This window comes from Pseudomonas nitroreducens (assembly GCF_014204515.1).
In the GTDB taxonomy this organism is placed as follows: domain Bacteria; phylum Pseudomonadota; class Gammaproteobacteria; order Pseudomonadales; family Pseudomonadaceae; genus Pseudomonas; species Pseudomonas nitritireducens_A.
The window spans coordinates 39,974-64,044 of record NZ_JACHLI010000018.1; the positions used below are offsets into that span (position 1 = coordinate 39,974).

General features: G+C 58.7%; 35 protein-coding genes. 18 read left to right on the top strand and 17 right to left on the bottom strand.

The window, feature by feature from the left end; all coding sequences use genetic code 11:
• Nucleotides 1-108 precede the first annotated feature (108 nt).
• Nucleotides 109-807, top strand: coding sequence for a hypothetical protein (locus tag HNP46_RS20795; protein WP_184592712.1), 699 nt, complete (start codon nt 109-111; stop codon nt 805-807).
• Here HNP46_RS20795 and HNP46_RS20800 read toward each other — a convergent pair whose 3' ends face one another.
• Together HNP46_RS20800 and HNP46_RS20805 are read right to left on the bottom strand one after the other, a co-directional pair.
• Entirely contained in the window at nt 808-969 is a 162-nt protein-coding gene (locus HNP46_RS20800) for a hypothetical protein (RefSeq protein WP_184592714.1), read from the bottom strand.
• A gap of 81 nt (nt 970-1,050) precedes the next feature.
• Entirely contained in the window at nt 1,051-1,392 is a 342-nt protein-coding gene (locus HNP46_RS20805) for a hypothetical protein (protein ID WP_184592716.1), read from the bottom strand.
• 96 nt (nt 1,393-1,488) lie between these two features.
• On the opposite strand from HNP46_RS20805, the gene HNP46_RS20810 reads away from it, so the two are divergent.
• Both HNP46_RS20810 and HNP46_RS20815 read left to right on the top strand, forming a co-directional pair.
• Nucleotides 1,489-1,755, top strand: a complete 267-nt coding sequence (locus HNP46_RS20810) for a hypothetical protein (RefSeq protein WP_184592718.1) — start codon at nt 1,489-1,491, stop codon at nt 1,753-1,755.
• 59 nt (nt 1,756-1,814) lie between these two features.
• Complete coding sequence (locus HNP46_RS20815) at nt 1,815-3,041, top strand: hypothetical protein (RefSeq protein ID WP_184592720.1); 1,227 nt, start codon at nt 1,815-1,817, stop codon at nt 3,039-3,041.
• A gap of 145 nt (nt 3,042-3,186) precedes the next feature.
• Here HNP46_RS20815 and HNP46_RS20820 read toward each other — a convergent pair whose 3' ends face one another.
• Both HNP46_RS20820 and HNP46_RS20825 read right to left on the bottom strand, forming a co-directional pair.
• On the bottom strand, nt 3,187-3,426 hold the full coding sequence (locus HNP46_RS20820; RefSeq protein WP_184592722.1) for a hypothetical protein: 240 nt from the start codon (nt 3,424-3,426) through the stop codon (nt 3,187-3,189).
• A 2-nt stretch (nt 3,427-3,428) separates the two neighbouring features.
• Nucleotides 3,429-3,914 carry a hypothetical protein gene (locus tag HNP46_RS20825; protein ID WP_184592724.1) on the bottom strand — a complete coding sequence of 162 codons (486 nt, stop codon included), beginning with the start codon at nt 3,912-3,914 and terminating at the stop codon, nt 3,429-3,431.
• A 310-nt stretch (nt 3,915-4,224) separates the two neighbouring features.
• Here HNP46_RS20825 and HNP46_RS20830 point away from each other — a divergent pair, with 310 nt between their 5' ends.
• Complete coding sequence (locus tag HNP46_RS20830) at nt 4,225-5,328, top strand: saccharopine dehydrogenase NADP-binding domain-containing protein (RefSeq protein ID WP_184592726.1); 1,104 nt, start codon at nt 4,225-4,227, stop codon at nt 5,326-5,328.
• Nucleotides 5,329-5,914: 586 nt separating this feature from the next.
• On the opposite strand, the gene HNP46_RS20835 is transcribed toward HNP46_RS20830, so the two are convergent.
• From HNP46_RS20835 to HNP46_RS20870, 8 genes are all read right to left on the bottom strand, one after another.
• Complete coding sequence (locus tag HNP46_RS20835; RefSeq protein WP_184592728.1) at nt 5,915-6,409, bottom strand: hypothetical protein; 495 nt, start codon at nt 6,407-6,409, stop codon at nt 5,915-5,917.
• Nucleotides 6,410-6,609: 200 nt separating this feature from the next.
• Nucleotides 6,610-6,996: a hypothetical protein gene (locus HNP46_RS20840; protein ID WP_184592730.1), complete on the bottom strand. Its 387-nt coding sequence runs from the start codon at nt 6,994-6,996 to the stop codon at nt 6,610-6,612.
• A 3-nt stretch (nt 6,997-6,999) separates the two neighbouring features.
• The gene (locus HNP46_RS20845; protein ID WP_260403223.1) at nt 7,000-7,257 is read right to left on the bottom strand and encodes a hypothetical protein; all 258 of its coding nucleotides are present in this window, start codon (nt 7,255-7,257) and stop codon (nt 7,000-7,002) included.
• Nucleotides 7,258-7,265: 8 nt separating this feature from the next.
• Nucleotides 7,266-7,694 (bottom strand): DNA-directed RNA polymerase subunit alpha C-terminal domain-containing protein, encoded by a 429-nt coding sequence (locus tag HNP46_RS20850; RefSeq protein WP_184592732.1) that lies wholly within the window; start codon nt 7,692-7,694, stop codon nt 7,266-7,268.
• Nucleotides 7,695-7,728: 34 nt separating this feature from the next.
• The gene (locus HNP46_RS20855; protein WP_184592734.1) at nt 7,729-8,589 is read right to left on the bottom strand and encodes a hypothetical protein; all 861 of its coding nucleotides are present in this window, start codon (nt 8,587-8,589) and stop codon (nt 7,729-7,731) included.
• A gap of 8 nt (nt 8,590-8,597) precedes the next feature.
• Nucleotides 8,598-9,524 (bottom strand): hypothetical protein, encoded by a 927-nt coding sequence (locus HNP46_RS20860; RefSeq protein WP_184592736.1) that lies wholly within the window; start codon nt 9,522-9,524, stop codon nt 8,598-8,600.
• A gap of 55 nt (nt 9,525-9,579) precedes the next feature.
• Nucleotides 9,580-9,960, bottom strand: coding sequence for a hypothetical protein (locus HNP46_RS20865; RefSeq protein ID WP_184592738.1), 381 nt, complete (start codon nt 9,958-9,960; stop codon nt 9,580-9,582).
• Complete coding sequence (locus tag HNP46_RS20870; protein WP_184592741.1) at nt 9,960-10,826, bottom strand: HD domain-containing protein; 867 nt, start codon at nt 10,824-10,826, stop codon at nt 9,960-9,962. The genes HNP46_RS20865 and HNP46_RS20870 overlap by 1 nt, the downstream gene beginning before the upstream one ends.
• Nucleotides 10,827-11,096: 270 nt before the next feature.
• Between HNP46_RS20870 and HNP46_RS20875 the strand changes: the two genes are divergently transcribed.
• The 5 genes from HNP46_RS20875 to HNP46_RS20895 all read left to right on the top strand — a co-directional run bounded on the left by HNP46_RS20875 (nt 11,097) and on the right by HNP46_RS20895 (nt 13,822).
• Nucleotides 11,097-11,804: a hypothetical protein gene (locus tag HNP46_RS20875; protein ID WP_184592743.1), complete on the top strand. Its 708-nt coding sequence runs from the start codon at nt 11,097-11,099 to the stop codon at nt 11,802-11,804.
• 28 nt (nt 11,805-11,832) lie between these two features.
• Nucleotides 11,833-12,090 (top strand): hypothetical protein, encoded by a 258-nt coding sequence (locus HNP46_RS20880; protein WP_184592745.1) that lies wholly within the window; start codon nt 11,833-11,835, stop codon nt 12,088-12,090.
• Nucleotides 12,091-12,340: 250 nt separating this feature from the next.
• A complete protein-coding gene (locus tag HNP46_RS20885; protein WP_184592747.1) occupies nt 12,341-12,838 on the top strand; it encodes an Arc family DNA-binding protein in 498 nt (165 codons plus the stop codon).
• A gap of 2 nt (nt 12,839-12,840) precedes the next feature.
• Nucleotides 12,841-13,200: a hypothetical protein gene (locus HNP46_RS20890; protein ID WP_184592749.1), complete on the top strand. Its 360-nt coding sequence runs from the start codon at nt 12,841-12,843 to the stop codon at nt 13,198-13,200.
• On the top strand, nt 13,184-13,822 hold the full coding sequence (locus HNP46_RS20895) for a hypothetical protein (protein ID WP_184592751.1): 639 nt from the start codon (nt 13,184-13,186) through the stop codon (nt 13,820-13,822). Before HNP46_RS20890 ends, HNP46_RS20895 begins: the two co-directional genes overlap by 17 nt.
• Nucleotides 13,823-14,085: 263 nt before the next feature.
• On the opposite strand, the gene HNP46_RS20900 is transcribed toward HNP46_RS20895, so the two are convergent.
• The 5 genes from HNP46_RS20900 to flgA form a co-directional block, all read right to left on the bottom strand.
• Entirely contained in the window at nt 14,086-14,724 is a 639-nt protein-coding gene (locus tag HNP46_RS20900; protein ID WP_184592754.1) for a hypothetical protein, read from the bottom strand.
• Nucleotides 14,725-14,734: 10 nt separating this feature from the next.
• Nucleotides 14,735-15,184, bottom strand: a complete 450-nt coding sequence (locus HNP46_RS20905; RefSeq protein ID WP_184592756.1) for a flagella synthesis protein FlgN — start codon at nt 15,182-15,184, stop codon at nt 14,735-14,737.
• On the bottom strand, nt 15,181-15,588 hold the full coding sequence (locus tag HNP46_RS20910) for a hypothetical protein (protein WP_184592758.1): 408 nt from the start codon (nt 15,586-15,588) through the stop codon (nt 15,181-15,183). Before HNP46_RS20910 ends, HNP46_RS20905 begins: the two co-directional genes overlap by 4 nt.
• Entirely contained in the window at nt 15,588-15,845 is a 258-nt protein-coding gene (gene flgM, locus HNP46_RS20915; protein WP_184592766.1) for a flagellar biosynthesis anti-sigma factor FlgM, read from the bottom strand. Before flgM ends, HNP46_RS20910 begins: the two co-directional genes overlap by 1 nt.
• Before the next feature lie 81 nt (nt 15,846-15,926).
• Nucleotides 15,927-16,598 (bottom strand): flagellar basal body P-ring formation chaperone FlgA, encoded by a 672-nt coding sequence (gene flgA / locus HNP46_RS20920; protein ID WP_221455056.1) that lies wholly within the window; start codon nt 16,596-16,598, stop codon nt 15,927-15,929.
• A 217-nt stretch (nt 16,599-16,815) separates the two neighbouring features.
• On the opposite strand from flgA, the gene flgB reads away from it, so the two are divergent.
• The 9 genes from flgB to flgJ are packed head-to-tail and all read left to right on the top strand — an operon-like array spanning nt 16,816 to nt 23,991.
• On the top strand, nt 16,816-17,235 hold the full coding sequence (gene flgB, locus HNP46_RS20925) for a flagellar basal body rod protein FlgB (protein WP_184592771.1): 420 nt from the start codon (nt 16,816-16,818) through the stop codon (nt 17,233-17,235).
• An 8-nt stretch (nt 17,236-17,243) separates the two neighbouring features.
• The gene (gene flgC, locus HNP46_RS20930) at nt 17,244-17,648 is read left to right on the top strand and encodes a flagellar basal body rod protein FlgC (RefSeq protein ID WP_184592773.1); all 405 of its coding nucleotides are present in this window, start codon (nt 17,244-17,246) and stop codon (nt 17,646-17,648) included.
• 7 nt (nt 17,649-17,655) lie between these two features.
• Complete coding sequence (locus HNP46_RS20935) at nt 17,656-18,336, top strand: flagellar hook assembly protein FlgD (RefSeq protein ID WP_184592774.1); 681 nt, start codon at nt 17,656-17,658, stop codon at nt 18,334-18,336.
• Nucleotides 18,337-18,377: 41 nt separating this feature from the next.
• Nucleotides 18,378-19,532 carry a flagellar hook protein FlgE gene (gene flgE / locus HNP46_RS20940; protein ID WP_184592776.1) on the top strand — a complete coding sequence of 385 codons (1,155 nt, stop codon included), beginning with the start codon at nt 18,378-18,380 and terminating at the stop codon, nt 19,530-19,532.
• 3 nt (nt 19,533-19,535) lie between these two features.
• Nucleotides 19,536-20,288: a flagellar basal body rod protein FlgF gene (locus HNP46_RS20945; protein WP_184592778.1), complete on the top strand. Its 753-nt coding sequence runs from the start codon at nt 19,536-19,538 to the stop codon at nt 20,286-20,288.
• Nucleotides 20,289-20,330: 42 nt separating this feature from the next.
• Nucleotides 20,331-21,113 (top strand): flagellar basal-body rod protein FlgG, encoded by a 783-nt coding sequence (gene flgG, locus HNP46_RS20950; RefSeq protein WP_184592780.1) that lies wholly within the window; start codon nt 20,331-20,333, stop codon nt 21,111-21,113.
• A 27-nt stretch (nt 21,114-21,140) separates the two neighbouring features.
• Nucleotides 21,141-21,821: a flagellar basal body L-ring protein FlgH gene (locus HNP46_RS20955; RefSeq protein ID WP_311771826.1), complete on the top strand. Its 681-nt coding sequence runs from the start codon at nt 21,141-21,143 to the stop codon at nt 21,819-21,821.
• A gap of 14 nt (nt 21,822-21,835) precedes the next feature.
• Nucleotides 21,836-22,954: a flagellar basal body P-ring protein FlgI gene (locus HNP46_RS20960; protein WP_311771827.1), complete on the top strand. Its 1,119-nt coding sequence runs from the start codon at nt 21,836-21,838 to the stop codon at nt 22,952-22,954.
• The gene (flgJ, locus tag HNP46_RS20965) at nt 22,954-23,991 is read left to right on the top strand and encodes a flagellar assembly peptidoglycan hydrolase FlgJ (protein WP_184592784.1); all 1,038 of its coding nucleotides are present in this window, start codon (nt 22,954-22,956) and stop codon (nt 23,989-23,991) included. Before HNP46_RS20960 ends, flgJ begins: the two co-directional genes overlap by 1 nt.
• Nucleotides 23,992-24,071 lie beyond the last annotated feature (80 nt).

A 24,071-nucleotide genomic window follows, 5' to 3' on the forward strand; every position in this document is an offset into this window, starting at 1 on the left:
CCCCCGTAAGCAAAAGCCGGCATTACGCCGGCTTTCGTGTTTCTTGGATTTGGATTGCTGGATCGTCCTCGGTATCCGTATGGTGTAAAGACCAACACGGAGAATCCCATGAAGATCCCTCTCGTTCGTGCCGAGAAGCTGTGGCATCTTGGATCAATCGACGTGGCAAATGCAGCAATGGACAGTCAGGAAGGGAACCTACTTTCTGTGTCAGCTTGTCCAGAAGCTTGGAGCAGCATTTGCCGTCTCGGTGGTCGCGATGTCCATGAGACCACCAAGGCATTGCTGCTGGTCGACCTACTTGCACTCCTCTTTGACGAAAAATGGGCGAGCAACCGCAGGGCAATCGAGTCTTATGGGCTTTCCAAAGGTCTGCTTGAGTGGACGTCCGGATACGAAGTGACTTGGTTCGACGATGAGATGGAGTCGAACATGCGCATGCTTTTCAGTGATCTTGAATCAGCTGAGGAGGAGGCGGAGGACTGGAAGAATATCGCTCAGGTCGATCTTTTGGTCGCGACACCCTATCTGCTGGAGCTTCACAGGCAGCGTCCTAGAGAACTCTCTGAAGGTATCGAGTTTGCAGCCATTGAGTGGGTGCGTGAAGTCGCTGGCCGATCAGTTGCTGGCGTTTACTGGGATGAGAGGCATGACCCTCTGATCTACAGTTCACCGAGGGGTGGACTATTTCCCCATGCCTACGCGAGCTTGGTGAAGGTCGATTCATACCCTGACGATGAGGTATGTCTGAGCATGATCCAGGCGACCAAAAGCCTGGATCTCGATGATGGATACGGACTTGGCTGATCAGCGCTTGAAACTGACGGCCTGAATCGGCTCGGCGCAGTGGACGCCGTTGTTGCAGATGGTCACCTTGCTGGTCGGCTGATTGCCGGCGCGCTGGGCCTGTCCGTCGCAACCGGCGACCAAGAATAGGGCGAGAGAGAAGGTGAGAAGGCTGAAGCGCACGGTCGATTCCTTTAGGTGCGTGTCGGAAAGAGAGCCTAGCGTATCAGCCTGCTCATGAAGGAACAATTTCTGGCTAAACCTTTACTTGAACCCGTTGCAGATGGGGTCAGGGTCATCGTCGAACGCAGGGGCGAAAGTTACTCCTCGCCAGCGTTCAGCGTTGGGATCAAATGGAGTGTCCGGGCCCATCCTGGGTTGCTGCCGGTTCGTGCTGAAGTAGCCTTCTCCTCGCGCGATGATCTCTGCGGTAAGTCGCTTGTATTCGGCATAGCAGAGCGGTTCTGGTACGACATCATCAGGAGTGTCCTTGGTTACGACAACCCAAGTGTACTTGTACCAGCGTGGGTTCTGGTGCATGAGTTCACCCTGGAAAAGTCCGTGGCCAGGGATGATGGCGCGTTTGCGGAATGGGGTCAGGTTCATCAGGCCTCCGGGCTGTCAGTATCGAGGTCTCTCTGGCTATCATGAATAAACAAACTGTAGACGTCACCCACACCGTGGGGACGAAGGAACGAACTGATGGACTTCACCAACTACCCCATGGCCGCTGAAGGCCTTACCAGCTACCGGTGCAAAGGTGGCTTTGGATGGATCATGATCGGTGCTCATGACCATGCCGACGCGATTCGCCAGGCGCACCGCAGCAGCGATACGGTTGACGAATCGACTCTCGAAATTTGGGACGGCAAAGCGTATGTCGCAGTAACTCCTGCGCCTGCGGGATTGGAGTCGAGCCCAGTGCGAGGCCGCCGGTCTGGTGGCGACGACGGCCTTGGGATGGGCTGATCTGCGGATATTTCTGCGGATATTGCATGCCATTAATATCAAATAAATCAGGTGCTTACATGTCTGCGCGTTACGAGAAGCTGCGGATATTTTTTGAAGAAGCGGGGCAGGATCGCACCCTGGAGATCCTTAGCAAGGTTGCTGGAAGGGAACCGCTTCTCGACGTAGCAGTAAGCCTGCTGGCTGATCCGAGGCCCGAGGTCATTGATGACCTGCACAGGGCGTTGGAATACGTGCCAGAGCGCATGAACGCCAGAATTGTCTCAATGCAGCTGGCGCGAAATGACCACGACATGGTGCTCTACGAGTATCTAGGCATAGTGGCCTATGTTGCACACAGCATGGCTGAGCAAGACCCTGATCTCTCCGGCGAGGTTTTCAAGGTGATCAGCCGGCACCAGGAGGACAGCTTTACCAATAGCGTGGATTGGGCGACAAAGCTTCTTAGCAAGATGAAGCCGGCTCTCGATGGTTTGCGAGCTGCCTTCGGTTACGTTGATGCTCTACTGCTAAGCTATGGGAAGGACGAAAAGGCCTACACGCTAGCGAAACAGGCTATGTTTCAGGCTTGCAAGATAGCCACCAAGGGCGGCTTCTGGGATGAGCTGGCGCCGGCCATGCACTTCGCGATGGGTAGATACCGCAGTAAATCGTCCCCCCTGATCGATGAGTACGTTCATGCGGTCTTGGATTCACAGGAACGAGAAAACGCTTCAACCTGGTTGAAGCTGTGTTTGATCTCTGGTCGAGACGCTGGGGCAATCCCCTTTGACCAGGGCGAGCAGCTCTTCTACAGGCTCAGGGATCTGGGAGTCGGCGACCAGTATGCAGCAGGCCCCCTCTATGCGAGTGCCCTCGATGTAGAGCCAAAGCTGCTCCTGAACTGGGCCATGGGTAAGTCTGTCTCCAAATCCAGGGGCTGGGGCATGCTGAACGAGGAAACGTGCGCCATCTTTGTCCAGGGCGTGGTCGACAAGGTTTCCGCCGAGGCTATCGAGCGTGGAGACCCAGACTTGCTTCGCCGTTGCTCAACCTCGCTGCTGGCCGCCCTGGGTAATACCCAGGTGCGTGATATGACCACCTACGGGAAGGGGAACCCTTCCTGGCTTTATCCATCGCTGGAGATCCTTCTGGCGCACGCAGACATCACGACGGCCGTCGAGGCAGTGGATGAGGTGCCCGGTATCTATCTGCAGGACTACATCCTGCGTCACCACCCTGAGTTTGGGAACCTGGTGACTGACAAGGGCGCCACCCGAACCATGATCGAGGGCTTCGAGCTGTAGACGCTACCAGCCCAGCCTGGTAACTTTGATCGCAAGAGACGAGGGTTTTCCGGTTACGGTCGTGCCCTCGTAGATTGAGTTGAAGCCCCGCTTAGGCGGGGCTTCGGCTTTCTGGGGTGACCAACAGTTGTTCCATCCTTCATGATCATTCGACCAGGTTGAGTCGCTTGGCGCAGGGCGGGCAGTACCAGTCGCCCTTGTGCTTGACCCATTTATGGCGAACGGCGTCCTTCTCCAGATCTTTAAGGGTTTCCGCCAGACTGGTTTTATTGGCGGAGCCCATTTGTTTTGGGCCGTCATTTGCGTGAGACCAGCAGCGCTCACCCATGCGGTCATAGCTGGTGTCACCCTGGTTTTCGCAGCGCAGTTCCATCCACACGCCCATGATCAGCCTCGCTTGATATCGGGAAGGGGGCAGGGTGCCACGTATTTCCAGTAGGCGGTAGAGACGTCGCGACCTGAGCCTACCATTCCGGAGTGGCACCAACGCCGCACGCCGGGCTGCCATTGCATCACCACGGTTTCGAAGAAATGGCCATCGCTGTCGTAGACGTCAAGCCAATGGTGGCCGGCATGGCGGTAGTCTTCGGCTTTCGGGGCAGGTTCCAGCGGATGATGCCCACCATCCGTCACTTCTACACCGGACTCGTCCTTCCAGAGCGTCCACCGGTCGCTGTTCATCGGCCTCCGGAAGACCGCGCCAGGGCGGGTCAGGGCTACGGCTTCATCAAGCTCGCAAAAACCGTGCTCGTACTCTTTGATGCCGTAGGTAGTCTGGCCCAGGATGGCTGCAGCCGCCTTCGCCGAAGGAGCTGCAGTGAGGAAGACATCACGCCCGGTGCCGTTGATGCAGAAAATTTTGAGTTTGGCCATGCAGTGTCCTTTGCTGGGCGCTTGCCCTAACAGGAGGCGCAGCCGAAGCTGCTAGAAATGCTTCATGTCATTCTAGCATCATGAGGCTCATTGGCAAGGGGTCAATCCGGTCGAGAATACCGCCGCTGTCGAAAAAAGGTCGTTACGCAATTGTTTGGTAATTGACGTTTATCCATCCTGACGCAACAATGCCCGACCATGAGACGCGCGTCTTGCCGGCCACAGCCTTCCAGCCCACCCCCAGTGGGCCCTGAGGGTTCTGAACGCTGAGCCAGATTTTTGACAATTCACTGGAAAATGCGACGACACCATGAAGGCATTGGTACTTGGGGCTGCAGGCCACTACGGACGGATGATTTGCGAGCAACTGCAAAGGATTCCAGGGGTAGAGGTCATAGCCGCCGGCCGTAACGAAGCGAAAGTCGCTGCCGTCGCCAGCCAGCTGGACATCCCGCATGGCTACCTGGATGCAACCGATGATCGCCTGACCCACCTCCTCGAGGACTGGGGCATCAACCTGGTGATCAACGCCACCGGCCCGTTCCAGACGCTAGACCCCTCGGTAGCACTGCATTGCATCGAAGCGCGCTGCTACTACGTCGACATCGCCGATACTCGCTCCTACGTAAAGGCCATCGAGCGCTTGAACGAGCGCGCTGTCGCGAACAACGTAACGATCCTCACCGGCATGGGCCTGGCCGCAGTCAACTGCGCTGTCATCGAGTACATGGCTGCAGAGTTCAGCAAGGTCGAAGCCATCCAGATGGGCTATTCGTCCAGCGGCATTGTTCCCGGCGCGGCCTCGTTCAACGGTGCCTTGAGCCAATGTGGGCTGCCGGTGCACCAGATCGAAGGCGGTACGGCGTTCACCTACACCGCCATGCACGGCCGCAACTGGCGCTACTTCGGTCGTGACTTCGCCAAGCGCGGTCTGATCAATGCCGATGCCCCTGAAGTAGAAGCACTGAAGCTGAGGTTCAACCCCAGCACCGTGCGCTTCCAGAAGGGCTATTCTGCGTTCCCGCAGAATCCCTTGATCTGGCTGGCCAAACTGGTGAAGTTCGGCTTCCTGAGCAGCGCAGCCCCCTTTGCGGGCATCGTTCGCAAGCTAGCGCGCTGGGTGCAGCCGATCTCCGGCAAGAAATCCGGGTTGTTCGTCGACCTGGAAGGCCGTGACTACCAGGATCGCCAGGTTGAGCGCACCTTCGAGATTCACTTTGAGCAAGGCGGCGAAGAGATCCTCATCTCCCCGGTGATCGCCTACGTGAAGAACCTCATGCAGAACGACCTCGTACCGCCGCCTGGCGCATACGCAGGCTTCCGTCAGCCGCTGGTGAGCGTCACGGATATCCTCGAGTTGCTCGACCCCAATCACATCTACCTGCACGACACTGGCATCGTCCAGGGCCGGTAACAGGCCAGTGCGCCTACTGGCGCCCTAAGATCGTCTGGAGTTTCAATGATCGACCGAGAGCAGTACTACCGGGAGCTGGAAGAGCGTCAGCGAAAGCACCTGGAGAGTCTCAGGAAGCACTTCGGCGACCAGGGCGCTGAACCTCACCAGCCGGCCTGGAGGCCCTGTCTCCACGAGGCTTGCCAGCGTTGCCACGGCACCGGGCATTCCATCCATGGAATGTGTGTGCATGCCCTGTCTTGCCCATGTCCGAAATGCTCAACCTATTCCATGGTGAGCATGCCGATAGGAATCAGCGCCGGCGGGGGTACTGCAATTGGCGACATGCCAGGTGCAAGTTCGATTTCCATGTCGTCCGGAGTGCAAGCAGATGTCTAGAGAGCCTATGATCGAGGCCGTCAACGACTCGGTCAAAACAATGAAGGTCGTCTCCACCGTGTGGCGAGATCTACAGGTCAAGATGGAGAAGGCCAAGAAAGATCCGCACAACCCTGTGCCGAGGTCTAAAGGCGAGAAAGCCAGGAACCGTTCGCGTAGGCGCGGCACGGGCTGGTAGCAAAACAAAAGGGCCCGGATGGGCCCTTTTTCATTCCAGTACTACGACAGGGTCGACTGGGTGCTCCAGCTCGGCCCACTTCTCGGCGGCGCGCAGGCAGGTCACGCACGTCACCTTTCGGACGTACTGGCCTTCGATGCTGCTTCCGTGCACCTGAAAGTCGCCTGTCCAGTATTTGCCGTTGTTTGCTTGCGGCGATGTGCAGAGGAGGGACTTCGCAGGCCTGTAGAAGCGACCGTCACGAAGCTCGTCGAGCACCAGGATGTGGGTGACGGTGTTGTACTTCTCGTCATGGCTTGGATCGAGGCGGTCGCGGCGGGCCAGGTCAATTTTCTGCGCGGACGTCCAGCGCACAGGCATTCGGATAGAGGCGTTCGCCTTCTCGGCCAGGGCCTTCACCCGTAGCTTTTCGTCCTCGATGGAGGCGAGGAGGGTGTGGAAGTTCGAGCCTTCCGCAGCCTGCTGATTCAGGAACTGCGCTGCGGTGTAGGCCTCAACGCGGCCGGCAGCCAGGCGGGCAACCATGCTGGTGCCTGCCGGTGGGGCCTGATACCCAGGCTCAAGCTGCAGTTGGAGGCGCCCGACCTTCATCAGGCCGTTGCGCAGGATTACGGCCGTCTGCCAGTTCCTCGGCCAATCAGAAGCCCGTGCGTAGTCCGGCAAGACGTAGAAAAGCGGGGAGGTGCTGATGATGGTCGTCCTTTCCCGGCTTGCCGGGCCTGGTTTCACTTCTGATCAGCTTCGCTTTCGAAGAGCGGGCCGAGGCGTTCCTCTGCTTCCCGGAGTGCCTGGATGCAGACATTGAAAGCGCGTTCCTGACCGTCTTCTTCCGGCTCTGGGGCATCCTTCATGGCGCGGATGGCCGCGTCGAATTCCAGCTTGGTCTTAGGCATCGGCACTTCGATGATCCCGGAATTCGCCCAGCGGTCGAAGTCTTCCAGGGTATCTCCTCGCTGGAGCATGTCCCGGTTATTGATTCGCCAATGGCGGTCATGGCCAATCAGGTTGTACCAGGAATAGAACTGGCGGGCGTATTTAGACTTCCTTCGGCCAGAAATCTTCAGGCCATTGGTGCGGCACCAGTGGCGCCATTGCTTGGGTAGATCGCTCAATTCCTATTCCTTAGGGGCGGGTTTGTGGCTTTGGTTGGTCAGCAGGTTGAATCGGTCTTTCCAGAACTGGCTCTTGGCGTAGCAGTACTCGGCCTTTGCCGAGTTGCCGGCTTCGCTGTGCGCATTACCGTCAGCCAGCCATTTGGAAGCAAAGGCGTCAGCGTCGGCGATCCTGTCCTTCAGTGACTTTTGGGGCTTCCCGGCTGCCTTGCGCAGTTCTCGGTCGAGTTGCTTCTTGATTTGCTCGTCCATCATGTCCATGCCTCGCACTATTGTCCCAAGCCGCCATAATACTCGACGGCACTGATGATCTTCGCAAGGCCGGCAGGGCCGATCCCGGTTATCTGGCGCAGCTGGCTTTTGCTGTAGATCACCAGCTCAGAGATGGTGTTGATCTCAGCGTCGTTCAGGGCCTTTACGATACGGCTGGGTAAGCCGATCTCATCGACGTTGCCTAGGATAGGCTCCTTGATGATCTCGATCTGCAGGTCACCGTGACCGATGAAGGCGCTGAGCTCTGGCCGGATATGCTGGGTGTGGAATGCTGTGAACTCAATCAGGTCTGCAGCAAACTTCGCATCGCTGATGCCTCTGGGCCTGGTGACCTTTAGACCGCCTTCGAAGTTTCGACGCGTGAAGACCTGCGAACCATTGGCGCAGATATGCTCAAATGGGGCGTTGTCTTTGGCTTTCAGCATGGTGGTTTCCTTTCCTGATTGAGTTCCTGGAGGCTTAAGAGAATCGCCCCAGGCTGTCGTCGGTTGCGATGGCGCACGTGGTATCGTCGCGCTGGCGGATGGGGTCATTGTCGTCCCAGCGCAAAGATTCTGCCGGCTGGCACTCTTGTTGTTGATTCCAGTCCGCGCTTACGACCGAGTTCGCCGCCTCATACACGCGCTCCTGTGGCGCTGGTGCCTCGATAATCGGCTGGTCAAACAGCATGGATTGCAGGTTATAGCCCTGGTAAATCCAGAACATGTCCCCAAACAGAGGTTGGTTATAGGGGGCGTACTCCGTGTGAGGATGCCCGCCTACAGCCACTTTACACTTGCTGGTGACCGGTGCCGGCTGCTGATCCATGCGCTCCTTCAGCAGTCGGATGCCGCGCGCGGCGCGGTCTGTCACGTTGCCACCCTTCTTGTAGGCGACCTTCAGGTCGGCCATCAGAGAAGAGAGTTGCGACTCGGTGTGAGCAACCGAGTTGCGCTGTTTTACGCACTCGGTGAGTACTTGGTTGTGGGCGGCTACCAGTTGGGTCGTTTCAAGGTACTGCTTGAAGCGAGTCTGGATCAAAGCCAGGGCAGTTTCCTGGCCTTTACGGCGGAAGATCCCAAACAGGGGCCTGCTCTCGCGGAAAGCCTGCAGCACGACCGCTTGTGCGGCGAATGCCGGTTCTTCGGTGGCCAGTTGCACCTGGGTAGCTTTACTGAGGTCGGGCAGCAGCAGAGCTACGCGCTGGTTGATAGCTTCAGTGCGGGCTCGGCGAGCTTCTGCGATTTGCTGATCGAGCGCGCCTTTCTGCTCGGCCAGGCCGAGTAGTGCTGCAGCGAGTGTGGAAATCAGCTCCAGCAGGTTTTTTTCTTCTTTGCTCATGACTGTCCTTAGGTCGGAACGCCGTCTTCGAGACGGGAGGCGAAGTAGTTGTGGAAGTAGTCGCGAAGACCTTGTTTGCGCATGCCCTTGGCCCATTCGAGGGGCTTGCCGGGAGGGGCTACGGTGTCGGTATGGGGGTTGTACCCAAGATCCGTGATCTCGTGCATACGCAGGAAGTACCGGCGATTCTCAGCGTCACCGTGCCACAAGTGGCGAATTTGGCCGGGAACGACGCCCAGGCTGCCCTGAACCTCTTTGTAGAAACGATCACCCCAGTCCTGCAGATGACCGATTTGGGCACGGTCTTTCTTAAGAGCATTGCATACGCAGAAACTGGTGGAGTGATCGCCGAAGATACAGTGCGCCATGAAGTGGTCGGATGAGCCACTGATGGCGGCCTCATAGAGGCCGAGGGAGTCGAACAGTGAACGCCGCATGGCCCAGCCATAGCCGGTGTGGCCATGAGCGTCGTATCGCTCCTCCTTTAGGGAATCTGGCTTCATGGCCATCACCGAAGCAAAGGAATAGGCCATCGGTTCAGCTTCACCTGTGCCATCGGCGTCGAGGCGAAGACAGGTTTCCCATACCTGGGCGACCTTGTGCTTCTGCAGGACTTTGACCAAGTCGTGGCCCCAACGGGGGTTGTCGAACAGGATGTCGCAGTCGAGCCAGGCAACATACTTGCAGCTCTCGGGCAGCCAAGAGGCAGCGAGATTGAGCAGGCGTTCCTTCTGCCATACCAGAGTCTCCGACCGGACGTGGATGACGTCCAGGGACTCAGGCAATTCGAACGGCGCATCGCCAAAGGCACACTCCACGGTGATGCAGGGAACGCCGGCCTTGCGCATGCCAGCCATGAAGCGGTCGTAGTTGTCCCGGCGGCGCTTGTAGCGGCAGGGATTGAAGTACGTGGTGATCGCGAACAAGCCTTTCAAGGTACAGCTCCGTGCTACGCGCGCCCTAGACAGCGCGCCTTATCGTTCAAAATGCTTAGTGCACCTTGGAAATCAGGGCCGCATGCTTGATGTCGACCCACTGGCCCCCGTGGTAGCTGACCTTGATTTTCTGCTCCTGGTTGTCGATCCCCAGCAGCTCGTAGGACACCTTCATGCCCTTGATCTTCACCCGGTGACCGAAGTGCTCCGGCATCACCCCGAACACCAGGCCAGTGTCATCTGCGCGAACACGGTTCTTGAGACGTGCAACGCAGTGGTACACCTCGACGCGGTAGCCGATGCTTTCGAAATCCATCTGGCCAGGCGCGCCCCAGGTGTTCTCGCTGGGGTTATAAACTCGATCAGCACCTTGGACGGTGCCGAAGAGGATGATTTCGTAGCCTGCCGGCGGTGAAGGGAGGACAGAGAGAGTCATCACACGCTCCTTGCGTGCAGCGCCGAGATATCGAGATCGACGTGATTGAGTTCGTAATAGAGGTTCGAACGAGCCTGACGACCGAAACGCCCCTGGAAAACGTCGGTCTGGAAGAGTTCCTTGCGGTTGACGAAGTCCAGGAGCAGCTCTTTGCGGCCGTAGAGGAAGTCCTGAGTCTTAACCCAGGAGTATTCCTGGCGCACGCCATTCTCGTATTGGATGTAGGTATCCAGGTCTGCGCCCAGGATAGAAAGGTCGATGTCTGCCAGGAGGGCCGCGTCGGGGCCGAAGGCCGGCTCGTCGTGGCGGGTGCACATGATCAGGGCACGGACGGCATGGGCGTGATAGTCCAGGCCGACTTCGCGAAGGAACCCTTCGGCCAGATCCGCGCTGCGCGCTTCGCTATCACGGCTGTGAGTGTCGTAGACCACGTCATGCAGCCACAGCGCAAGCTCAACGAGGTCGGGCTCCTCGAACATGTGGCGGTAGAAATCGAACATGCGCAGGCAGTGCAGGATGTGAGCCACACCGTGGTAAGCCCGGTCAGGAGCGGAGTAGGCGCTCTGAACCAGTTCGAAGCTGCCATCGGGGACGTGGCCATCCAGGCGATTCCACAGCGCTGTCCAGCGATGTTCATCGAGCTTGGGGGCCGGAGCCGGCAACGGAGCGGGGGCTGGTGCTTTGGCAGCTACCAGGCGCTTAAGGCTCACCGATCCATCCTTGTAGGCTCCATAGAGCGGTGCTTCAGGGTTCAGTGCACCGGTCATGCTGGCTACTGCGCTCAGGACGTAGTCCTTCACATCAGCTTCGCTTGCGCCGGCTACCTTGGGGAGCTCCAGGCGGAAAACGTGAGTTTCTTTGGACATCCTTTGCCCTCCAGGTTGGTCTGCTGTGGAGCTTCAGCTGGGGAAGCTACATCGATCTGTTTTTGATGGCCAAAATATATCACGACTTCATGTCACAGTGTCACTACAAACGATGAAAATATTCTGGCGCTCAGGGTCGCTTCGACCTTGCCTACGCAAGGGGCAGGTCACAGGGCGCGCATAATGTATCAGATTGCCATCCTTTGCAATTTCCTGTAAAAAGCCGGTTCTTCAAGCGCTCGTGTTTTCAGACATCCACCAAGGAGCATCATGTCAGGCGAAGCTTTCACCAAAGGCGAATGGCAGTACCCGCATCTGTGCAGGGACGTCGTTGAGTGCAACTGCACAACGATCAGCCATGAGGGTTACCACAGCGGCCTGGCCTTTGTTCAGGTCTCGGACGGTGTGCCGGTGGCGGAGGGCGGTAACGATGCACCTTCGGCTGCAGAAGCCCGTGCAAACGCCTATCTGATCGCTTCGGCGCCGAACATGTACCGCGCTCTGCAGGAAGTGGATCGTCGCCTGAACATTGAAGTTGAGCTCCGCCAGGTGGTAGCCAACCGAGCCGCCAAGAACTTCGCCGGCAATGGCCTTCTAGGGATCGCGGTTGAGCAAGACGAGGACGCGATTCGCTGGCGCGAGCTGGTGGCTGAGCGTGAAGAGATCGACCTTCGCCGCGTGGCGGCCCTGCGTAAGGCCCAGGGCAAAGCCATGGCCAGCCAATTCGGAGGTTCAGTCATCTCCAACCTCAACGAATTTGTTCCTGGACTGGATGTGGCCTGGGACTCAGACCCCGTTACCGGCGAGAGCAACGGTTCTACCCGAAAGCATCTCGTCGGCAAGGTCATCTCCGTCCAACAGGGGCAGGGGCAATGTGAAGCCTTGGCCATCCAGAACCACTTCGACAAGGGTCAAATCATCGACCCGGCCGATGCGATGAGGAACGGGATGATTTTCTACTCGATCCCCATCAACTAAGCACCATCACCAACGCAAGGAGCGTGCGATGAGCTACCCGGAAAAGATCGAAACCATCTTCGTAACCAGCAAAGGCGACCGCTCGGTGGGGATTCCCGGCGAGGGAGCCACGATCAAAGCTGATGCGGACTTCCTGATCAACCTCGACAAGCTGACGCCTGTAGAGGCGAAGGAGCTGCTCGAAAGCTCCCGCTCGCTTGTCGCCAACCTTTTCAGCACTCTCTGGAGTGAGCCCGTGACGGTCTACTACGACTTCGAGATCAAGCAGCAGGGCGAGGCCCTGTAGCAGCCCTCTGCAGCTTGCGAAGACCCCGTGAGGGGCTTCGTTTTGTAGGAAATTGCGAAGCAGCAGCTTGCCCGACAATTCACGCAATATTCAGATCATGTCCAAATGGCCTGAATGATGACAAAAGGCTTGCTTGGTGACGCAATATTCCATATATTGCCAATCCTTCAATTCTGACAACAAGCCCATCACCACACGGGCACCTTGCAGACCGTTCAACCGCGCTTCGCGCCTACAGCTAGATGGCCCCATGACTCGACGTTCTAAGCTCACCCCGGACTCCCGCACCGCTGACAAATTCGTCATGCGCATCTCTCAAGAGATGCAGGACGCCATCATCGAATTGGCGGATTCCCCCTGGAACGCGCGTAGCACCAATGGTGAATACACCGTTGGTCTCTACAACTTCATCCATGAGAAAGACGTCGTTGTGGCCAACCTGGAGCGTCTTAAAATTCAGGCCCGTAAACTCGGCCTCGACGACGTTAAAATCTTGAGCGGAATCAAGCGCATAGCCTTCGATCGTCGCCAGCCTGAGAAGGACGTGACATGCAAGTTCGTTATCAGGCTGTACCAAAATCAGCGCGATGATGTGTACAACTGCTCGCTAGATCAGAAGTACGACCGCACCATGCGTATCTTCATCTACGAAGCGATGTACTGGTGGCTCAACATCTCCCTGGACATCCGCGCGCTTGGCCTGGCCATCGCTGAAGCACAGGGCACCGTATACAGCGTGGCCTGCTGATCATGGGCGCCGCCGACGAACTGGTAGAGATGCTGCGCGATGCCGCCTATGCGGCCGGGCTGGCAGTCGTAGGATTCTTCGACGGCATCTTCCTGGTTCGCCGGCCGGGCAGCGATCCCTTCCGATGGGAACCCCAGCATGACTCCGGCCAGGCGCTGGAGTTGGCAACTGACCTGAAGATGCAGCTTGGCCAAAATGGCAGCGTCGCTGTGGCCAGCTACCTCTGTGTCGGTGAACCTTTGCGAGTCGTCAACGTGCCCCATGGGGACGACAAATACCAGGCATCCAGGATGGCGGTACTCAAACTCGCAGCGCTGATGGGTAGGCACCGTAACGAGACGTCACATGCTCACAATCTTTAACGAGTCGTGCCCTCATTGTCAGGCCAAGCCTCTGGTGCTGGAGCAGGTCTCCTACCTGCGCCACCAGAACAAGACCCTCTGTAGGGCGGACTGCTGCAGCAAGGTTCTAGAGCGTGAAGGGGAGATGCAGGATGAACGCTATGCTCTCCCAGCTTGGCTGCATGACCCAGAAGAGGCGTACTGTCCCTGTTGCCATGCAACTCCGTACCGCTACCGGGTACTCCGGCAGTTCCCGCAAGACAATCTAGAGTTTGCTGAGGCGGAGTGCTGCCGGCGAACGGTCGTGAATGCCTTGGTCAACACTGTGCTTGTAGCCTCAAGGCCTGCCGGCGAGAAGTTGGTATCCGAATACCTGTTCAGGGTGGAGGTCGATATCAGCCCTGTTCCTGGTATCGTCGAGTTGGATAACGCCAGGCCTCAGAGTCGGTGGACTGAGGTGTGTTGCGAGGGGTTCCTCTACTACGTGCAGCTGAAGCCGAAGTTTACCGATAACTCCGCAATCGGAATACCGAACGGTCTGTCTATGCATGGCCAGTTCAGCACTGCCTACGCTGCGCACCAGAACGCCGACGTTATCGACAGTTACTTCGATGGGCTGGCGAAAGTCCTGGCCGGAAGCTGAAGCTGCAGAAAGAAGAAAGGCGCCTCCTGGCGCCTTTTCTTTTTCAGCTAGGGCGTAGGATCACTGGAGAGGTGAATCAGCGCAAACTCACATCCAAACCAAACGAAAGCGAAAAGTGCCCAGAACGCAGCCTCACTTCGGGGGGGCACCCAGAAGCATACTGCTCCCATAGCGGCTGCGATCAGTAAGTAGACCAAAATCAGGAGGCCTACCTTTTTGGAGAAAAGGTTCTTCAGGAGCGATGGCGCTTTCATGCGATGGGCTCAGGTGCGGCTTGGCAGAGGGAAGGGGCCGTCGTTCTCATAGCCGCGCAGGTTGTCCAGTAGCTCTTCACGGTGCCTCTCGGAGTAGACCTTCCCGTAGGTGATCTCTTCGATGGCGGAGATTGCCTGGCTGACGAAGGCTTGGGGCACAAGAGTGTGCGAACTGCCGTTGGCGTTCTGGATGTACTTGTGGAGGTTCATCAGGGCAGTGTTGTGGTTCTTCACGTTGTGGCTGGCGCCGTGTCCAACCGCGTCGTGAATAGTCGCCTCGATCTGATTGAGCAGATCCAGGGGCATGTCGATCCATTCGCCGGTATCCAGGCCGGCGTCGCCGATGATGAAGTGGCAGGCGTCCTTCAGGGTGGCGACCATATCCGTCCCTACTTTGTCGCCCAGGAGCGCCTGGACGCGGGCGAGGGCGGCTTCCAGCTGCGGATTCTGCTTGAAGCTCTTGAGCAGGATGCCGGCCCGCTGTTTCAGCTCAGAATCAGCGTCAGGGATCATGCTGCCGTAGCTGCGGTTGCGCAGTACCTCGGAAGCCAGCATCTGCACCTGACGGAGACTTGGCATCTCCTCTTCGGTGCAGTCGATGAGTTGTTCAAGCTGGGCAAGGGATAGCGCTTCGGTCGTCTCAGTCATCTTCTTGTTCTCAGGCTTTGTAGTCGACGCGCGATTTCCCATGGTCAACCGAGTGGCCCGATGGGCCGTACAGCTTCTGCTCGCTTGGTTTCAGGATCTTGAGCATCTGGTCATTCAGTTTCTTGCGGCTGTTGAGCATTTCACCGTTCAGCGTGTTGAGCTGGTTTGCCCTGACTGTGGCGGCCAGGATGCGATCCCAGATCGAGCTGCAGCCCTGATCCTTGGCGGCAAGGGCAGCTCCTTCGCGGTTGTCGGGATAGCCAAACTTCAGCTGTGCCGCGTGCCGGCGCTTCTCGAGGTTCTCCAGGATGCCCAACGCTTCAACCTTCTCCTGGGAGCATTTCAGCAGGTCTTCACTGGTAGATGAGGTGCTGCTGAGGAGGGCCTGCTCCTTCTCCATGATCACGACCAGGGCGTTTACGGATTGGAGCTGCTGGGAAAGATGGTTCATCAGGCTCATTGCAGGTAACCGAAGCGATTCAGGATTTGGGCGGTCTTCTCGTGAGGAGAGCCGTACTCGATGTTGCACAGGGAGCAGTACTCCCTGCTGGTAATGTCATGCCGCACGAGGGCGTCGGCGAGCGCCAGGGCCAGGTCTTCGCAGTCGTAGGCCGCCAGCATGGCGAACCAGCCGTCGAGCTCATACTCGAAACCGAGCTCACTCTGGACTTCTGCGACTCGGCCTTCCTCATAGTGGATTTCCCACGCCAGGAAAGCCATGTCCTGGTCTTGAGGCGTGTCATCGTTGGTTGGATCGGTGCGGACGTCGCGCAGGTAAGCATTCGCTTCGCGCATCGTTGCTTCCATCTCGACCCAGCTTTCGAGATAGAATCCGCACGCTTCCCTGATGCGCGCCCGAGACATCAGTAGTTCCCCGAGAGCATCTTTTCGTCACGCAGGAACGCGTCGGCGATCTTCTCGTAGTTAATCTCCAGGCTGCCCTCGGCGATCTTCTGGCGCAGTTCGTTGATCCTATCCCAGTCGATTGCTTCGCTGTGCGCGCCGGTATCGGCAAGCTGAGCGGCCTCAGAGCTGGAAGGGGATTCCTTCTTTTCTTGCCTGGATGAGCCGAATCGGCCCTCCAGGACTACGTTTGCGCCAAACCCACCATCAATCTTCACGATAAAATCCTCAGTTTCTTCTTCTCAATATCGGCAAAAATGGGCAAAACCTTGACCTCTATTTTTGCAGCGACGAGCAGGCTACTGGGTAACAAGGACTTCATTCAGGCCGGTGGCCTGCGCCCGGAGAACTTCGCCGCCGGGCATTTTGATCTTTGCCCACTCATTGAGGCCGGCATTCTCCAGTGCGACACCTCGCCCCTCAATGTGGAAGCCTGTTCCTGCTACCACCACTCTAACCTCTGCGTTGCGGGTAACGACAGGCTGGGTTTTAAGTGTGCTGGGCTGGAGCGTAGCCCCCTTGGGGATAGGGCGAATGGTTGTCTTGCCTTCCGCGTCCTCGAGGGACTCCACCAGGTTGCGCGGTAACTTGCTGAGGTCGCCGGTACGCCACTCAAGGTCGTCTGACTGAAGCTCAGACCCGGCGGGGATTGCGCGCGCAGCCACCAGATACATGCCGCTCACGGTGACGTTGGCGATGATTGGCCTGGTGCTGTCCAGCCTACCTCCACAACTGAAGGTCACGGTGATGCGGCCACCGCGCTGAGGCGCTGTGCCGATGAGGGTCGGAGTAGGCACTTCACAGCCCTTGAGCAGCTCGTCGAGATCCGCCTGTGGCATGTCGACCCGGACGTTGTCGGCGTCCTGCCCGAGCTGATCGGTGACCAGGGACGCTACGTCTTCCAGGGGGGACGCAAGTGCGCTGAGGCTGGCGCAGCAGAGCAGGGTAGCCAGGGCTGCTTTCGAGTTCACAGGCATCCTCATGATGGCTGAGTGAATTAGGGTGGTATTGCAGCGTGCGATTCTGCCAGAAAACCACAGCAATATGTCGCTTATTCCGCTTCCGGAGAGTTGTCGCCACGAAATAGCGGTAACTATTTCGATATGCACGAAAAAGCTCTTTCTTATTCGACCATAGCGACTTGTTGCTATGTCGTATCATGCCCATTCATCACAAACGGGGTATGGCATGCCGACATTCGACCGGTTGGAGAGCGATCTCCATTTCAACCGTGAAGCACTGAATCTGCGTAACGAGCGTCAGAAGGTGCTGGCTTCGAACGTCGCGAACGCCGACACGCCGAACTACAAGGCCCGCGACTTCGACTTCGCCGCCGAAATGCAGCGTGTCATGGCCGACGGCCGTGCCCAGGATGACTCTTTCGAGATGTCGACCACCAATGGCCGCCACATCGCCATGAGCACCGAGTCGCACCCTGCCAGGCAGCTGCTGTACCGCACGCCGGCCCAGCCATCGCTAGACGGCAATACCGTCGACATGGACATGGAGCGTGTGAACTTCGCCGACAACACCGTGCGCACCGAAGCCGCCCTGAACTTCATGGGTCGGAAAATCCAGGGCCTCAAGGCCGCAATGCAACCTGAGTAACCCATCCCATGCCTATGTTCTCGATCTTCGATATTTCGGGGAGTGCCCTGAGCGCCCAGTCGATTCGCATGAACGCCGCCGCTTCCAACATGGCCAACGCTGACAGCGTCTCCGGCCCAAACGGCGAAGCATATCGTGCCAAGCAAGTCATGTTTGAAGCCCAGGGTAGAGGCGAGGGGCTGGGGGGCGTGCAAGCCACCAAGCTCGTTGAAGACACCGCTCCGCTGCATCGTGAATACAAGCCGGGCCACCCATTGGCGGACAAAGACGGCTACATCGAAACCTCGAACGTGAACCCGGTGAATGAGATGGTCAACATGATGGCCGCATCCAGGTCGTACCAGGCCAACCTGGAGATCATGGGCACCGCCAAGCAATTGATGCAAAAAACACTCACCATGGGCGAGAACTGAGACCGAAATGGCCACCACAATCGATAACTCGCTCGCCAGCGCAAGCTCCACGAACACCTCCAGTGCCAAAAAGGACACTGCTTCGGAGTTGAGTGCGAACTTCCTGACCATGCTCATGGCTCAGCTGAAGAACCAAGACCCGACCAATCCGATGGACAACTCGCAGATGACTTCGCAGTTGGCCCAGATCAACCAGGTGTCGAGCCTCGACAAGCTCACCACCCAGATGGCAGGCATCACCTCGCAGATCAACGCCAGCCAGTACCTACAGGCCACCCAATTGATCGGCTCGGGTGTGCTGGTTCCGGGCAACCGCGTTATCGCTGTCGAGGGGACAACCACCCCGATTGGCGTTGACCTGTCTGGCGATGCGTCCTCGGTGACCATCAGCATCAAGAACTCTGCCGGCGAAGTCGTGCGTAAGTACGAGGAAAAGTCGGTGTCTTCCGGTACCAATTCGTTCGATTGGGACGGCAAGCTCGAAGATGGATCTACCGCTCCGGATGGCGGTTACACCTTCGAGGTCGCGGTATCCGGCGACGGATCCTCCGTCACTGCTACGGCGCTGAACTATGCGCTCGTTGGCTCGGTGAAGATGGACGGTGACAACGTAATGCTCGACCTCGGAGCGGTATACGGCCAGGTGAACCTCAAGGATGTGCGCGCATATTTTTCCAAAGTGAACTGACTTTTGGCCCCGTTGCGGGGCCATAACATCTGGAGAAACTAATGGGTTTCGCACAAGCACTCAGTGGACTGAACGGTTCCGCCAAGAACCTGGACGTGATCGGTAACAACATCGCCAACTCGCAGACTTACGGCTTCAAGAGCCAGAGCACGCAGTTCGCGGACATGTACGCAGGTTCGAAGGTGGGCCAAGGCGTTCAGGTCGCCGGCATTCAGCAGAACTTCAACAACGGCAACCTGGAAACTACGGGTCGAGGGCTCGACTTGGCGATCTCAGGGGGAGGTTTCTTCACTTTCCTGCAGGCCAACGGCACCGTCGGCTATTCCCGTAACGGCCAGGTGACCAGGAACGTCAACGGAAACCTGGAAAACGCTCAAGGCGCTCTGCTCATGGGCGCTTCTGGCCCGATCCAGGTATCCACGGCGAGCATGCCATCCAAGGCCACCACTTCTGTCTCTTCGGTCGTCAACCTGGATGCCGGCAGCGACATCATCACGCTGCCGTTCGACCCGACCAATCCGGACACCTACTCGTTCTCCACTGTCGTGAATACCTACGACAGCCTGGGCAACATGCAAACGGTCAACATGAACTACGTGAAGACCGGCGTGAACCAGTGGGAAGTGTACGCAAGCATGAACGGCGTAGCTTCCGCGTCGGGCCCCCAGGCGCTGAACTTCACCACCAACGGCACGCTGACGGGTTACACCCCGTCCAACTTCCAGTTCGCCATGACCAACGGCGCGGCCAACCTGGACTTCAGCTTCGATGCGACTGGCACCACCCAGTTCGGCAGCGACTTCTACAACAGCTCCACAAAGCAGGACGGGTACACCAACGGTGACCTGGTCGGTATCTCGGTCGACAAGTCCGGCAACGTCGTAGGCAACTACAGCAACCAGCAGACTCTGATCCTGGGCACACTGCAGCTGGCCAACTTCCTTAACCCGGAAGGGCTGAACCCCATCGGGAACAATATGTTCGCAGCGACCAACGAAAGCGGCCAGGCCCTGTTGGGTACAGCCGGGGTTGGTCAGTTCGGCACCGTTCAGAGCGGCATGCTGGAGGCATCCAACGTCGATCTGACGGGCGAGCTGGTGAAGCTGATCGTTGCCCAGCGCACCTACCAGGCGAACTCCTCGGTCGTGAAGACCAACGACGAGGTTCTCCAGCAAGCTGTGAACCTCAGGAACTGATAGATGGATCGGATGATCTACACCGGGATGGCGGCGGCTTCTGAGTCGTTCCATCAGCAAGCGGTACTGGCTGGCAACATCGCGAACATCAGCACGCCCGGTTTCCGGGCGCAGCTGGATGCGATGAAGTCGATGGAAGTGCAGGGTGACGGGCTGAAAACCCGCACCCTGGCCTATGAGACGACGCCTGGCGCCGATTTCACCATGGGCCCCATCCAGACCACCGGCCGTAACCTGGACGTCGCCCTGGAGCAGAACGCGTGGCTTGCTGTTCAAACCCAGGACGGCCGTGAGGCATACACCAAGAACGGCGACATTCAGGTCGACCGCAATGGCCAGATGCTGATCGGCGGCCGCCCGGTAGTCGGTGACAACGGCCCGATCAACGTGCCGCTGGATTCCGAGGTTTCCATCGGCCCGGACGGCACGATCAGTGTCATCGAGGCGGGGCAGGGCCCGACCACCATCGCCCAGGCCGGCAAGCTGAAGATGGTCAAAGCCGGCCGCGACGAGCTGGTGCGTGGCGATGACGGTCTGTTTCGCTCCAAGCCCGACGCCCAGGGCGTAAGTCAGCCCCTGGCCGCCAACGAGGACATGCGCCTCACCGCTGGCGCTCTAGAGGGGAGCAACGTGAGCCCGACCAGTTCGATGGTGGACATGATCGCGTCGCAGCGCCGCTACGACATGAACATGAAGACTATCTCCACGGCCAACGACAACGCCCAGCGCGCGAACGACCTGTTCCGGATCTCCTGATCCGGACAGTCGTTCCCAACACTCATTCAGGGGTAACAAGCGATGATAAACGCACTGAGTACGGCCAAGACCGGTTTGGAAGCCCAGCAGCTCCAACTCGATGTCATCTCGAACAACATGGCCAACACCAGCACCAACGGCTTCAAGCAGTCGCGTGCGGTGTTCGAAGACCTGATCTACCAGAACCTGCGCCAGGTGGGCTCGCAGAGCTCCGACCAGACCAACCTGCCGTCTGGCCTGCAGCTGGGCACTGGCGTCCGTGCGGTGGCCACCGAGCGCCTGCACACCCAGGGCACACTGTCGCAAACCGGCAACTCCCGTGACCTGGCGATCAGCGGCAAGGGCTTCTTCCAGATCCTGATGCCCGACGGCACCGATGCCTATACCCGCGACGGTAGCTTCCATACGGACAAGACCGGCCAGCTGGTCACCTCCAATGGCTACACCGTGAACCCCGCTATCGTGATTCCGGACACCGCACTGTCCTACACCGTGGCTCAGGACGGCGTCGTGACGATCACCACGCCAGGCAACACCCAAGGCACCCAGATCGGCCAGATCCAGGTGGCCACTTTCGTGAACGACGCAGGCCTGGAATCGATTGGCGGCAACCTTTACCGCGAAACCGAAGCCTCGGGCCCGCGCACCGAGAACGTACCGGGCGTGAATGGCGCTGGCACCCTGTACCAGGGCTATGTCGAGTCCTCGAACGTCAGCATCGTCTCGGAGATGGTCAACATGATCCAGACCCAGCGCGGCTACGAGACCAATACCAAGGTCGTGAAAACGGCTGACGAGATGCTCGCTCGACTCAACCAGCTCTAAGCCCCAGGACTCATGATGAGGTGTAGTGTGCGCGCATCAGCACGTAGAACGATCCGTAACCTCCCGCTGGCCGTGGCTATCGCCACGGCCGCTGGCTGTGCGCAGCTTCCCTATGGCTCGGTCGTCGACAAAGCGCCGCCTTCCAAGGCGGCCTTTGACACCCAGGCGGCCTCCCAGAAGGGCAGCCTGTTCCAGAACGGCTACCAACCGCTATTTGAAGACCGCCGCCCGCGCAATATCGGCGATATTCTGACGATCACCCTGAACGAACAGGTGAGCGCGAGCAAGTCGTCGGCATCCAACGCCAGCCACAATGCCACCTCAAAGTTCACCCCGACGCTGATCCCGAGCCAGATCAAGAAGGTCGGAGAGCTCGGCCTGGACGTGGAAGGGGCCAACAAATTCGAGGGTGCCGGCGGCTCCAACGCCCAGAACTCCTTCACCGGCACCATCACGGTGACCGTGATGGACGTGCTGCCCAACGGCAACCTGTTCGTGGTTGGCGAGAAGAAGATCGGGATCAACCAGGGTAAGGAGTACATCCGTTTCTCCGGTACCGTGAACCCGCGCACCATCTCCGTACAGAACGCTGTGCCTTCGACCCAGGTGGCTGACGCGCGCATCGAGTACGTCGGCGACGGCTACATCAACGAAGCGCAGACCATGGGCTGGATGCAGCGCCTGTGGCTGAACATCAACCCGTTCTGACCGGTGCCGACATGATGAAATTTGCTCTCAAAAGCATGCTGCTTGCGCCGATCATGGCGTTGGGCCTGGCGCTGGCGCCGGCCGCGCAGGCCGAGAAGGTGGGTGAACTGGCCGACATCGGCGGTGTTCGTGACAATGCTCTGACCGGCTATGGCCTGGTTGTGGGCCTGGATGGAACGGGCGACCAGACTACCCAGACCCCGTTCACCGGCCAGGGCCTGCTGAACATGCTCTCTTCCCTGGGCATCACTGTGCCGCCGGGCACCAACATGCAGCTGAAGAACATCGCAGCCGTGATGGTGACCACCCGGATGCCGGCGTTCACCCGTCCTGGGCAGAAGCTGGACGTAGTGGTTTCGTCCATCGGTAACGCCAAGAGCCTGCGCGGCGGTACGCTGCTGATGACTCCGCTGAAGGGCCTGGACGGCCAGGTGTATGCCATGGCCCAAGGCAACCTGATGGGTGTAGGTGCTGGCGCCTCAGCCGGCGGCAGCAGTGTGGCGATCAACCAACAAGATGGCGGCCGCATCCAGAACGGTGCCACCGTTGAGCGCGCAATCGAGGTTGAGCTGGCAAGCAAGGATTCCTCCTTGGATCTGCAGCTGAAGAATCCAGACTTCGGCCTCGCCGGCCAAATGGTATCAGCCATCAACGACAAATTCGGTCGCACGGTCGCTTCTGCCGTCGATGCTGGCTTGATCCGCCTCGATGCCCCGTCATCGCCGAATGCTCGAGTGGCATTCATCGGGCGTGTGAATGGGATCGACGTGCTTCCGCCTGAGGCGCTGCCGAAGGTTGTCATCAACAGCCGTACCGGCGCCGTCGTGCTCAATGGCGGGGTGAAGCTCTACAAGGCCGCTGTGGCGCACGGCAACCTGTCCATCGTGATCGACACCGACACGAACGTCAGTCAGCCTGGCGCGCTGTCCAATGGGCAAACCGTGGCTACTCGCAAGTCGAACATCAAGATCGATGAGACCGGGCGGGGCCTGCACGTGATTCAAGGCTCTGCAGACCTAGCCAGCGTGGTGAAAGCCCTGAATGCCCTCGGTACTACCCCGCAAGACCTTATGACCATCCTGGAAGCCCTGAAGGCCGCTGGCTCGCTGCGCGCTGAACTGGAGATCATCTGATGTCAGCCGAATCCCTCACGTCAGGCTTTGCCCTCGACCAATCTGGCATGGCTGGGCTTAAACGCCTGGCCAAGGCAGATCCCAGCAAGGCTGCCGGCGAGGCCACGAAGCAGTTCGAGGCCATGTTCATTCAGCAGATCCTGCGCTCGGCGCGCAGTGCCAACCCTGAGGCTGGCGAGACCTCTGAACAGATGCAGGTCTATCACGACCTGTACGACCAGCAGATGGCTCAGCACCTGGCCAGTGGCAAGGGGTTTGGTCTGGCCAAGCAGATCCAAGCGCAGATGAAGGCCAGGGGCCTGATCGATGGTGACAAGGCCGAGTACCAGGAGAATCTGATTGCAGGTATCCCGGTCGCCAAGCCACGCCGACTGACCAACGCGCTGCCGACCGGTTACCGGGCCACGGTGGGCGCAGAGGCTGATGAGCATCCCGTTGCACCTTCGAAGCAGAACCCATTCGCGGTGGCGAGTGCCGCCACTCCAAGCGCTATCGCTCCTGCCCACGTTAAGTCCTTCGTCAACCGCATGTCTGCGTCGGCCGAGAAGGCCTCTCAGATCTCCGGCGTACCTTCCCAGGTGATCCTGGCTCAGGCTGCCCTGGAGACTGGCTGGGGCCGGCATCAGATTCGAACCAGCGGTGGGGGAGAGAGCTTCAACCTCTTTGGCATCAAGGCCGGCGACCACTGGAAGGGCAAGACCGCCAGTGTGGTCACCACCGAGTACGTTGATGGCGAAGCTGTGCGCACCGTGGAGAAGTTCAGGGCCTACAGTAGCTACGAAGAGGCGTTCTCGGACTACGGTCGACTCATCGCGGAAAGTCCGCGCTACGCTCGTGTCGTGAATGCCCCTAACGCCCAGGCTGCGGCCTACGCCCTGCAGACCAGCGGCTATGCCACTGACCCGGCCTACGGCCGCAAGCTTGTGGCGGTGATGGACACCATGGGCTCTGACAAATCGACCACTGTTGCCTCTGCCGCAAGTTGGAGCAGAGCGATAGAATCGAGTGTCGGTGCTGGTAGCAAGGCAGTAGATTGATGATTTTCCCCGCCGGGTAACCGGCGGGCGCGGGCGGTACGCGCAATTTCATGGAAAAAGCGCCCCGGTTCTGCTTACGG